The organism is Micromonospora sp. ALFpr18c (assembly GCF_008868155.1).
In the GTDB taxonomy this organism is placed as follows: Bacteria; Actinomycetota; Actinomycetes; order Mycobacteriales; family Micromonosporaceae; genus Micromonospora.
In genome coordinates this window covers 1-10,985 of the sequence record NZ_WBKR01000207.1, presented here as the reverse complement: position 1 = coordinate 10,985, position 10,985 = coordinate 1, and the positions used below count along the sequence as shown (strand labels likewise).

At 72.4% G+C, this 10,985-nt stretch carries 9 protein-coding genes; 5 read left to right on the top strand and 4 right to left on the bottom strand.

What is annotated here, in order from left to right; genetic code table 11:
• Positions 1-36 precede the first annotated feature (36 nt).
• Complete coding sequence (locus F8271_RS26525; RefSeq protein WP_151492571.1) at positions 37-1,014, top strand: 4-hydroxy-3-methylbut-2-enyl diphosphate reductase; 978 nt, start codon at positions 37-39, stop codon at positions 1,012-1,014.
• 45 nt (positions 1,015-1,059) lie between these two features.
• Complete coding sequence (locus F8271_RS26520; RefSeq protein ID WP_151492569.1) at positions 1,060-1,449, top strand: hypothetical protein; 390 nt, start codon at positions 1,060-1,062, stop codon at positions 1,447-1,449.
• Positions 1,450-1,451: 2 nt separating this feature from the next.
• Here F8271_RS26520 and F8271_RS26515 read toward each other — a convergent pair whose 3' ends face one another.
• On the bottom strand, positions 1,452-2,624 hold the full coding sequence (locus tag F8271_RS26515; protein ID WP_151492567.1) for a DNA recombination protein RmuC: 1,173 nt from the start codon (positions 2,622-2,624) through the stop codon (positions 1,452-1,454).
• 54 nt (positions 2,625-2,678) lie between these two features.
• Between F8271_RS26515 and F8271_RS26510 the strand changes: the two genes are divergently transcribed.
• Complete coding sequence (locus tag F8271_RS26510) at positions 2,679-3,518, top strand: hypothetical protein (protein ID WP_151492566.1); 840 nt, start codon at positions 2,679-2,681, stop codon at positions 3,516-3,518.
• A gap of 69 nt (positions 3,519-3,587) precedes the next feature.
• On the opposite strand, the gene ppc is transcribed toward F8271_RS26510, so the two are convergent.
• Together ppc and F8271_RS26500 are read right to left on the bottom strand one after the other, a co-directional pair.
• The gene (ppc, locus tag F8271_RS26505) at positions 3,588-6,374 is read right to left on the bottom strand and encodes a phosphoenolpyruvate carboxylase (RefSeq protein ID WP_151492564.1); all 2,787 of its coding nucleotides are present in this window, start codon (positions 6,372-6,374) and stop codon (positions 3,588-3,590) included.
• Positions 6,375-6,502: 128 nt separating this feature from the next.
• Positions 6,503-7,531, bottom strand: a complete 1,029-nt coding sequence (locus tag F8271_RS26500) for a hypothetical protein (protein WP_151492563.1) — start codon at positions 7,529-7,531, stop codon at positions 6,503-6,505.
• Between the two features lie 71 nt (positions 7,532-7,602).
• Between F8271_RS26500 and F8271_RS26495 the strand changes: the two genes are divergently transcribed.
• Both F8271_RS26495 and F8271_RS26490 read left to right on the top strand, forming a co-directional pair.
• Positions 7,603-8,643, top strand: a complete 1,041-nt coding sequence (locus F8271_RS26495; protein ID WP_151492561.1) for a S66 peptidase family protein — start codon at positions 7,603-7,605, stop codon at positions 8,641-8,643.
• A complete protein-coding gene (locus tag F8271_RS26490) occupies positions 8,643-9,218 on the top strand; it encodes a hypothetical protein (RefSeq protein ID WP_151492560.1) in 576 nt (191 codons plus the stop codon). Before F8271_RS26495 ends, F8271_RS26490 begins: the two co-directional genes overlap by 1 nt.
• Before the next feature lie 161 nt (positions 9,219-9,379).
• Here F8271_RS26490 and F8271_RS26485 read toward each other — a convergent pair whose 3' ends face one another.
• Positions 9,380-10,291, bottom strand: a complete 912-nt coding sequence (locus F8271_RS26485; RefSeq protein ID WP_151492559.1) for a cyclase family protein — start codon at positions 10,289-10,291, stop codon at positions 9,380-9,382.
• Positions 10,292-10,985 lie beyond the last annotated feature (694 nt).

Below are 10,985 nucleotides of genomic sequence, written 5' to 3'. Positions count from 1 at the left end.
GGTGGCGGCGGGAGCGCTGGCACGTACGATGGGCGGGTGACTGATCTCCGGACTGGCAAGCGCGTGCTCCTGGCCAAGCCTCGCGGCTACTGCGCGGGTGTCGACCGCGCGGTGCAGACCGTCGAGGAGGCGCTGAAGCTTTACGGCGCCCCGATCTACGTCCGCAAGCAGATCGTGCACAACAAGCACGTCGTGCAGACCCTGGAGGCCCAGGGCGCGATCTTCGTGGAGGAGAACGAAGAGGTGCCGGAGGGCGCCACCGTCATCTTCTCCGCGCACGGCGTGGCACCGGAGGTCTACGAGCAGGCGAAGGCGCGCTCGCTCAAGGCCATCGACGCGACCTGCCCCCTGGTCACGAAGGTGCACCAGGAGGCCAAGCGGTTCGCCGCCGAGGACTACGACATCCTGCTGATCGGCCACGAGGGGCACGAGGAGGTCATCGGCACCGCCGGTGAGGCCCCCGCGCACATCCAGCTGGTGGACGGCCCGGACGGCGCTGACACGATCACCGTACGCGACCCGGAGAAGGTCGTCTGGCTCTCCCAGACCACCCTGTCCGTGGACGAGACGCTGGAGACGGTGGCCCGGCTCAAGCAGCGGCTGCCGCTGCTACAGTCCCCACCCAGCGACGACATCTGCTACGCCACCTCCAACCGTCAGCACGTGGTCAAGGAGATCGCCGCCGACTGCGACGTGGTGCTCGTCGTCGGCTCGACGAACTCCTCCAACTCGGTCCGCCTGGTCGAGGTCGCCCTGGACGCCGGCGCCCGCGCCGGTCACCTGATCGACTTCGCCCACGAGATCGACGACGCCTGGCTGGAGGGGGCCACCACGGTCGGCCTGACCTCCGGCGCGAGCGTCCCCGAGGGCCTGGTCCAGGAGGTGCTGGCCCACCTCGCCGCGCGGGGCTTCGGTGACGTCGAGGAGATCACCACCGCCAACGAGCGGCTCACCTTCTCCCTGCCGCAGGAACTCAAGCGGGACATGAAGGCCGCCGCCGCGGCGCGTGGCTGAGTGTCGTCGGGAACGGCCCGGCGGCGCGGTACGTCGGATCCGGGTATGAGGACCCTTCGGCTCGCCGTACCCGCCCTGGTGCTGTGCCTGGCGCTGAGCGCCTGTGGCGACACGGGTGGCCCCGCCACCCCCGACCCGAGCGGAACGTCGCCGGTGCCCAGCCAGCCCAGCGCCGATCCGACCGTCCCGCCCTCGACGCCGCCCGCCGGGTCCAGCTCACCGTCGGCCGGCGCCGCCACCTCGATCTCCGGCACGGTCACCGCCGGAGTCGAGCCGAACTGTCTGCTGCTCGACGGCTACCTGCTGCTGGGTGGTCCACGGGACGTGCTGCGCGCCGGCGCGGAGGTCACCGTAACCGGTCGGGCCGAGCCGGGGCTGATGACCACCTGCCAGCAGGGCACCCCGTTCCAGGTGGAGACGGCCCGACCGTCCTGATCTCAGGGATGGGTCGGTGCCGACACCCCGTCGTCGGCCGGGTCGACCAACTCGGGTGCCTGCGGCTGCCGCGGCGTCAACTCGACCTGCGCCGGCGTGGCCAACTCATCGTCCGAGACGCCCAACTCGGCGAGCTTGCGGGCGCTGACCAGCACCCGGGCCTCCAGCGAACCGACCGCCCGGTTGTACGCGGTCACCGCCCCGGCCAGCGACGACCCGAGCTTGCCCACGTGGTCGCCGAGCGTGGACAGCCGCCCGTACAACTCGCGGGCGAGGGTGTGCACGGCGAGCGCGTTGCGGGCCAGCGCCTCCTGCCGCCAGGAGTAGGCCACCGTCCGCAGCAGGGCGACCAGGGTGGCCGGTGTGGCCAGCACCACGTTGCGGCTGAAGGCGTGCTCCAGCAGCGACGGATCACGCTGCAGGGCGACGTCGAGGAACGGGTCGGCGGGGACGAACAGCACCACGAACTCCGGTGAGTTGTCGAACGCCGACCAGTACGACTTGGCGGCCAGGGCGTCGACGTGCCCGCGCAGGTGTCGGGCGTGCGCGTCGAGATGGGTGTCCCGGCCGCGCTCGTCGCGAGCCTCCATCGCGGTGAGGTACGCGTCGAACGGCGCCTTGGCGTCCACCACCACCGACCGACCGCCGTGCAGCCGGACCACCAGATCCGGACGGACGACCTGCTGATCGGTGGCGGCGGTCACCTGCTCGGAGAAGTCGCAGTGCTCCAGCATGCCGGCCGCCTCGACGATCCGGCGCAGCTGGTGCTCGCCCCACCGGCCCCGCACCTGTGGTGCGCGCAGCGCCGCCACCAACTGCTTGGTCTCGGTGCGCAGCTCACCCGAGACCGCGCTCATCGAACGCACCTGCTCGCGCAGCTCGGCGTACGCGTCGACCCGGTCGTGCTCCAGCTCGGCCACCCGCTGCTCGTAGCGGCGCAGGGTGTCGTGCAGCGGCGCGACCGCGCGGGCCACCGCCTCCTGGGACTGGGCGGTCGCCTCGTAGCTCAACGCCCGCATGGACTGCTCCAGCCGCCCCTCGCCGTCCCGGGTCGCGGCCAGGGTCGCGTCGAGACGGGCGATGTCGGCCGCCGAACGGGACCGGGCCGCGAGCCAACCCAGCGCCCCACCGACGCCGAGGCACACGATCACCAGGAGCAGCGTCGAGACGTCCATCACCGGAGCTTGCCAGACGGGTACGACGTGACACCCGGGGGTACGTTCGTTGCCATGGAACTTGTGCTGTGCCTCGCGGTCGTGCTGGTCGGCGCGCTGGGTGCCGGGGCGCTCATCCGCGCTCAGGCCACCGCCCGTCGGCGCACCGAGCTGGGGGACGCCCGCGCGGAGGCGCAACGCTGGTACGAGCGCCTCGGCGGTCAGTTGATCAACCTGCACGGCGACGAGCCGGCGGTCCGGCAGGCGCTGGCCGACGCCGGCGAGCGGTACAACGCGGCCGGCTCGCAGCTGGAGCAGGCGACCACGCCGCACCAGTACGCGCTCGCTCGGGAAACCGCGCTGGAGGGTCTGGCGTACATCCGGGCGGCGCGTACCGCACTGGGCATCGACCCCGGTCCCGAGGTGCCGGCGCTGGCCGCCGCGCGGGGCGTCGGGCAGCTCACCAAGGACCGTGAGGTCGACGTGCAGGGGCAGACCTTCCGGGCCGGCCCCCTGCCGGGCCGGGAGACGCCCTACTACTACCCCGGTGGGCGTTACCAGGGTCGGCCGGTGCCGGCCGGCTGGTACTCGACGCCGTGGTGGAAGACGGCGTTGGGCGCCGGCGCGGGCGTGCTCGGCGGCATGTTGATCGCCGACGCGCTGTTCTCGCCGGCCTTCGCCGACCCGGGGTACGGCTACGACGAGGGCTACCAGGAGGGCTTCGGTGACGGCGCCGACTACGCCGGTGACCAGGGCGGCGACGCCGGTGACCAGGGCGGCGACGTCGGCGACCAGGGCGGCGACTTCGGCGGCGGCGACCAGGGTGGGGACTTCGGCGGCGGCGACTACGCCGGTGGGGACTTCGGCGGCGGCGGCGACTTCGGTGGTGGGGATTTCGGCGGCGGCGACTTCTGACCGTCGATCGCAGACCTACGACAACGGGCCCCGGTCACCGCGACCGGGGCCCGTTCTCGTACCTGTTGATCAGCCGGTGTTGCGCATTCCGGCGGCGATGCCGTTGACCGTGGTGAGCAGCGCCCGCTCCAGGGCGGTGCCGTCGCTCGGCGCGCGACGGCCACCCGGTGCGGTGGCCACCGCCCGTCCGGCGGCACCCGAGTCCCGGTACTGCTGCAGCAGCGCCACCTGAAGGTGGTGCAGCGGCTCCAGGTAGGTGTCGCGGACGGCCAGGGTGCGCTGGAGCACCGGCGAGTTCTCCAGCAGGGCGGGTGAGGCGGTCACCGCCAGCACCTCCCGCTTGGTCAGCTCGTACTCCCGCTCGATCTGCTCGAAGATCGGGTGCAGCTTCTTCGGCACCAGCGTCTCGACGTAGCGGCGGGCGATGCTCAGGTCGGTCTTGGTCAGCATCATCTCGACGTTCGACAGGAACGTGCGGAAGAAGTGCCAGTTGCGGTGCATCTCGGCGAGCACGTCGGCCAGCCCGGCCTCGCGGGCGGCGGCCAACCCGGAGCCGACACCGAACCAGCCGGGCACGATCTGCCGGGTCTGCGTCCAGCCGAACACCCACGGGATGGCCCGCAGGCCGGACAGCCCCGCGCCGGTGTTCGGGCGCTTCGCCGGCCGGGAGCCGATGTTCAGCGCGCCGAGCAGCTCGGTGGGCGTGGACGCCCAGAAGTACGCCGGCAGGTCCGGGTCCTCGACCAGCGACCGGTACGACCGGAACGCCGACTCGGAGACCACGTCCATCGTCGCGTCCCAGCGTTCCAGCATCTCGGCCGGCTGCCGGGGTGCGGTGTGCAGCAGCGTCGCCTGAAGCACCGCGGCGAGGGTGAGTTCCAGATTTTCCCGGGCCAGCGAGGGCAGCGTGTACTTGTCGGAGATCACCTCGCCCTGCTCGGTCACCTTGATCGCGCCGTCGAGCGTGCCGTACGGCTGGGCGAGGATCGCCTCGTGCGTCGGCCCGCCGCCGCGACCCACGGTGCCGCCGCGGCCGTGGAACAGCCGCAGGCGCACGCCGTGCCGGGCGGCCACGTCCCGCAGTGCGCGCTGTGCCCGGTGGATCGACCACTGGCTGGTGGTGATCCCGGCCTCCTTGTTGGAGTCCGAGTAGCCGAGCATGACCTCCTGCACGTCGCCGCGGGCCGCCACGATCGCCCGGTACGCGGGCAGCGACAGCAGTTCGTCGAGGAGTTCACCGCCGGCGTTCAGCTCGGCCGGGGTCTCCAGCAGCGGCACGAAGCCCACCCGGGCCCGTCCGCTGTGCACGTCCACCAGGCCGGCCTCCCGGGCCAGCACCACGGCGGCCAGCACGTCGTCCACGCCCAGGGTCATCGAGATGATGTACGACTCGACGACCTCGTCGCCGAACCGGTCCTGTGCCTCACGGATCGTGCTGAACACGTCGAACGTCTTGCGCGTCGCCTCGGTCAGCGGAGTGTCCAGGGTGGACAGGGGGCGGCGACCGGTCAGCTCGTCGGCGAGCAGCTTGGTGCGTTCCAGCCGGGTCAGCGCCGGGTAGTCGGAGACCTCGCCGACGGCCTCGTACAGCTGGGCGAGCACCGCGTGGTGCGCCTCGGCGTGTTCCCGGACGTCCATCGTGGCGAGGTGCAGGCCGAACGCGGAGACCGTACGGATGGTGGAGGCCAGCCGGCCGACGGCGGTGAGCTGCCCGGAGTTGCGGGCCAGCGAGGCGCGCAGCAGGTCCAGGTCGGCGATCAGCTCGGCGGACCCCCGGTAGTCCCGGCCGGGCACGTGCGCGGTGCCCTGGCGCAGCCGCTGGCGGGTGTTGGCGAGCTTCGCCTTCACGCAGCGCGCCTTGAGCCGGTACGGCTCCTCGGCGTTGACCCGGCGGAACCGGGACGCCACCTCGGGCAGCGCGTCGAGGTCGGCGGCGAGGCTGGCGGACAGGTCGAGGGACACCCCGCGCAGCCGACGGGAGACGGACACCTCGTTGATGAGGTGGTCCATCGCCTTCTCGGTGGCCGCGATGCCGTGCTCGTGCTGGATGGTCAGCACCTCGCGGGTGACCGCCGGGGTGACGAACGGGTTGCCGTCGCGGTCGCCGCCGATCCAGGTGCCGAAACTCAGCGGACGGGCCGTCGGCGAGGTCTCCACGCCGAGCGTGCGCAGCGTGTCGGCCAGGTCGTCGAGCACCTGCGGTGCGGCCTCGGCGTACAGGTCGCGCAGGTAGTAGATGGCGTTGCGGGCCTCGTCGGTCGGGTCCGGTCGGTCCAGCCGCAGTTCGTCGGTCTGCCACATCAGGTCGAGCAGTTCGGCCAGCCGACGGTTGGCCGGGCCCTCGTCGCTGGCGCCGTAGAGGATCGCGTTGGCGGTCTCGGTGTCCAACTCGTCGGCGATGGCCCGCAGCTTGGAGAGGATCGAACGGCGGGCCGCCTCGGTGGGGTGCGCGGTGAAGACCGGCCGGACGGCCAGCCGTCGGGCCGCGTTGGCGATCTCCTCGGCCGGCACCCCGCGCTCGGCGATCATCTTGGCCGCCTGGTCCAGCCAGCCGCCCTGCACCGCGCGGCGGCGGCGCAGATCCCGGGCGCGGTGCACCTGCTCGGTGATGTTGGCCAGGTGGAAGTAGGTGGAGAAGGCCCGCGCGAGCTTGGTGCCGGTGGTCACGTCGAGCCCGCCGAGCCGCTGGGCGGCCGCCGGGGGATCGGTGCGGACCTGGGCGCGGATCTCCTCGACGAGGTCGAGCAGCGGGCGGCCCTCCTGGCGGGCCAGGGTCTGCCCGAGCAGGGTGCCGAGCCTGCGGATGTCGGCGCGCAGCGCGGCGTCCGGGCCGTCGTGGTCGTGCTGGTCGGTCACGATGCGCTCCTTACGTTGGTACGAAGGACAGCGCTGTCCGACTCCCTGGATGGTATCCGCGCGGACCCGGATGGCAGCAGGGGCCCCGGGAGATCTCCTGCCCCAAGAGGGGTGATTCCGACGTGATCTCAACCACCGTCCGGGGTCGGGCCGGGGCGTGCGGCGTCGGCCCGGCGACCCCGGACCAGGCTGGCGGTGAGCAGCCCGAGCCCGCCGAGCACCGCCCAGAGCGCGAGCGCCAGCGCCGGCCAGCCGGCCGAACGCCAGTCGAAGTACACCGCGGCCTTGGTCAGGTCGTTGGCGAGCCCGGGGATGTTCCACCGGTGCATGTCGCGCAGCGGCGTGGGCAGGAACTCCGGCGCGTAGATGCCACCGGAGCCCGGGTTGCCGAGCACCACGAGGAGCAGGATGACCAGCGCGGTGCCGGCGACGCCGAGCCACCCCTGGATGGCGCTGGCGAACATCGCGGCGGCGAAGACGGCCAGCGCGCCGATGGCGGCGATGGTCGGCACGTCGTGGTGCCAGATGTCCAGGCCCGGTCCGACCACGAGCGCGCCGGCGACGCCGAGCAGCACGCTGTAGACCGCGAGCGCGGCGATCCGCAGCCCGGCCCGCCGTGCCGTCCGTGGCGTGGTGCCGGCGGAGATGCCGAGCACGGTCGAGGCGAGGTAGCCGCCGAGCACGTACCCGACGTTCAGGTAGAAGGGCACCACCCCGCGCGGGTCGGTCGAGGGGACCGGCACCTCGTCGACGACCTGCAGTCCGGGGCCGCCCCGGGACGCCGCGGTGGCCAGCACCTCCCGGATCGCGCTGGTGGCGGAGGGGCCGGACGCGCTGGCGACGGTGAGGAGCAGGCCGTCGTCCCGGCTGCTGAGCACCGCGTACACCGCGCGGCTGAGCAGCCCGTGCTCGGCGGCGCCCTGATCGTCGTACTCGATGGCTTTGATCTTGTTGGTCTGCCCGCGCACGGCGGCGAGCGTCGCCTCGGCGCGTTGGTCGCCGCGGGCGACGCCGACCGGCAGGTCCCGGGGTGTGGGCTGGTGCAGTGCTCCGACATAGGCCGCGATGAACGCGGCGGCCAGCGCGAGGGTGCCGAGGAGCAGCCCGATGCTGCGGGGCGCCCAGTCGCGCGCCCTACCCTGGGATGCTTTGTCCACGTTGTTAGCCTATGGTCCGTTTCCTGATTAGCAGGGCGGAAACCGCTTGGCCGGACGGTTAGCGTCTGATCATGGTGTCGCCGAGTTACCCCCCGAAACCGCGACCGGGAGACCGGGTCGCGGTCGTCTCACCGTCCGCCGGCCTGCCGGCGATCTTCCCCCACGTGTACGACCTTGGGCTGCGCCGGCTGCGCGAGGAGTTCGGCCTGGAGCCGGTGGAGTATCCGACCACCCGGGTCATGGGGGCCGACCCGCGCGACCGGGCCCGCGACCTCACCGCCGCCTTCGCCGACCCGAGCATCACCGCCGTGCTCGCCACGGTCGGCGGGGACGACCTGATCACCGTCACCCCGCACCTCGACGACGACGTGCTGCGTGCCAACCCGAAGCCCTACTTCGGCTACTCCGACAACACCAACGTGCTCAACCACCTGTACCGGCTCGGAATCGTGGCGTACCACGGCGGATCCGTGCTGGTGCACCTCGGCCGACCCGGCGCGCCGCACCCGTTGACGTTCGACTCGCTGCGCGCCGCGCTATTCACCACCGACTGGTACGACCTGAAACCCGCGCCCGAGTGGGGTGACCGGCCGAACTCGTGGACCGAGCCGGAGGCGCTGGCGTACGAGCCGGAGATGCTGCCCGGCGAGGGATGGCGCTGGCAGGGGCCGGCGCGGACGGTGCGGGGGCGCACCTGGGGTGGCTGCCTGGAGATCCTGCACTGGCTGATGGCCACCGACCGGGTCCCGGGTATCGACGAGCTGACCGGGTCCGTGCTGGTCTTCGAGACCTCGCAGGAGATGCCCGACGCGAAGGAGGTGTTCCGGATCGTCCGCAACATGGGGGAGCGGGGACTGCTCGCCGCCTTCCCCGCGGTCGTCGTCGGCCGACCCAAGGCGTGGGACTTCGCCACGCCGCTGTCCGTACCTGAACGGCTGGCGTGGGGTGAGGCCCAGCGGGAGGCCATCACCCGGGCGCTCGCCCCGTACAACCCGGACGCGGTAACCGTGTTCGACGTCGACCTCGGCCACACCGACCCGCAACTGATCATCCCGTACGGCGGCGAGATCCTGGTCGACGCCGTCGAGCGCCGCATCGCCGTGCGCTACTGATGAGCAACTCGCGGGCGTACCCGATTCTGCGGACGACGGACGTCGACCGCGCACTGCACGCCGTCGGGCACCTGCTGAGCGTGGCCTACCTGCGCGACACCGAGGTGCAGCTCTGTGCGCGTACCGGGCGGCAGTCGGGTCTGCCCCGCTACCTCGACGCGTACGGCCACTGGCTGGGTGCGGACGGGCAGGATCGGATGTGGGCGCATGAGGCCCCGGAGGGCGAGACCGGTCCGCAGGACCCCGCCGACCCGCTGGTCGACGTCGAGGTGATGGTGCACGGCCTCGGCCTGCTGGAGGGGCGACTGGCGGAGACCGTCAGGTCCGACCCGGCGCGGTTGGAGTGGTGGCACCATGGCTGGCCGGCGGTGCCCAGCCGGGACCTGGCCGGACAGTTCAAGCACGCGTACGTTCAGGTGGTGCTCAACGCCGCGGACATCTGGGCCACCGAGCCCGCCGACGAGCACACCGTCTTCGTGCACGTCGGCCCCGGGGAGTCCGAGGTGACCCGTGCCGACTGGCTGGCCGGGGTCGCCGGCCTGACCCTGCTCGGCCCCGGTGTGCTCGGGTTCTGAGGCGTTGTGGGTGCTCTTGGCCTCGGGCTTCGGCTTCGGGCTTCGGGTCTCGGGCTTCGGGTCTCGGGCTTCGGGTCTCGGGCCTCGGGCCTCGGGCCGGCCGGTGGTCGGTGGTCGGCGGCCCGTGGTCGTGGCGGCGGCCCGTGGCCGCGGCTGTGGCTTCAGGCGTCGAGGGTGGCGAACGCGCGGACCGGGAAGGTGCCCATGCCGGCGATCCGGGGTGGAGCCGCGGTGAACCGGAATCCCTCCGGAGGTAACGCGGCGAGGCCGGTCAGGTGCTCCACGATCGGGATGCCGGCGGCGAGCAGCGTGCTATGCGCGGGGCGCTCACCACCGGCGGCCGGGCTCATGTCGTCGATGTTGATCGAGTCGATCCCGACCAGGGCGGCACCCGCGTCGGCCAGTGCCTGAGCGGCGTCCCCGGTCAGGTACGGCGCTTCCGGTGCGCCGTACCGCTCGGTGCCGAAGTGCGCATCCCACCCGGTGTGCAGCAGCACCGCACGCCCCGCAACCTCGTACGGGGCCAGCATCAGCCGATCCACCGCCCGTACGCCGGCCGGCACCCGGACCACCACGCCGGGCAGGTCGGCGAGGCGGTCCAGCGGGACACCGGTCAGATCGGGCCCGTCCGCCCAGCGGTGTGCCGGCGCGTCGAGATACGTACCGGTGTTGGCGATCATGTCGATCCGGGCCACGTGGAACTCCACGCCCGGGGCGTACCGCTCCCGGGACGCCTCCCGGGTCAGCCAGTCGGTGATCCGGGGGGCCGGCCAGTCGGGCAGCGTGGTCATCCCGTCGCTGATCACCTGGCTCAGCTCGACGAGCCGACGGCCCGCGCGGGGCTCGGCGGCGACACCCCGGCCGCCCTTGTGCGGCTCCTCGATGATCGTCTTCGCGCTGATCCGGACGTCGGCGACCAGCAGAAGCCCGAGGTGCCGTACGAGGAGCGCGGCCAGATCCTGGTCGGTGATCTCCCGGCCCGGGATGTCCAACCGGAACCCCTCGGTGCGCAGCCCGCCACCGTTGGCGAAGCTCACCTCCGCGTCGAACTGCACCCGCCACTGATCACCCATCCCCAGACCCGACCATGCCCACAGGCACCTGGTCAAGATCGCGCCTGCCCGCCGGGCTGGGCTCCGCGCCGGCTCGCCGGGCTGGGCTCCGCGTCTGCTCGCCGGCTGGGCTCCGCGTCTGCTCGCCGGGCTGGGCTCCGCGTGGCCTGCGCGGCTGGGCTCCGCGTGGCCCGTCCGCCGCGAGATCCACACAACTTCAGGGAAACTGCTGCCCAAAGCGCGCCTGCGCAGCAGTTTCCCTGAAACTGAGTGGATCTCGCGGCGGTAGAGGCGGGGGAGTCAGTCGAACAGGCGGGGGCACCGCCCAGGATGCAGGGCTGTTCGTCATAGCACCGTCTCGCCGATCATGGAGTTGTGGTGGGCAACAAAACACTCACAAGGCTCCAAACCAGGCACCACAACTCCATGATCGACAGGGCTGGACGCCGCCTGCTCCGCGATCTTGCACTTTCTGTCCCGGCTTAAGGGGCATACCGCACATGTCGACGATCGAAACTGCAGATCGGCGCGACCGGCGCGCTTGAGGCACGCTGGTCTGCCGGGAGTGTCATGGCCAGCACGGGCGGGTTGCGGCCACGTCCGTGACGGCGGTGACATCCCGGCGCGGCGCGGCGCGGCGCGGCGCGGCCCGGCCCGGCCCGGCCCGGCCCGGCCCGGCGCGGCGCGGGGCGTGCGGCATGGGGCGTGCGGATGC

Bases quoted from the DNA above. Each gene is read 5' to 3' on its own strand.
- F8271_RS26520 (WP_151492569.1), top strand. From the start codon at position 1,060: ATGAGGACCCTTCGGCTCGCCGTACCCGCCCTGGTGCTGTGCCTGGCG.
- F8271_RS26515 (WP_151492567.1), bottom strand. From the start codon at position 2,624: ATGGACGTCTCGACGCTGCTCCTGGTGATCGTGTGCCTCGGCGTCGGT.
- F8271_RS26510 (WP_151492566.1), top strand. From the start codon at position 2,679: ATGGAACTTGTGCTGTGCCTCGCGGTCGTGCTGGTCGGCGCGCTGGGT.
- F8271_RS26495 (WP_151492561.1), top strand. From the start codon at position 7,603: ATGGTGTCGCCGAGTTACCCCCCGAAACCGCGACCGGGAGACCGGGTC.
- F8271_RS26490 (WP_151492560.1), top strand. From the start codon at position 8,643: ATGAGCAACTCGCGGGCGTACCCGATTCTGCGGACGACGGACGTCGAC.
- F8271_RS26485 (WP_151492559.1), bottom strand. From the start codon at position 10,291: ATGGGTGATCAGTGGCGGGTGCAGTTCGACGCGGAGGTGAGCTTCGCC.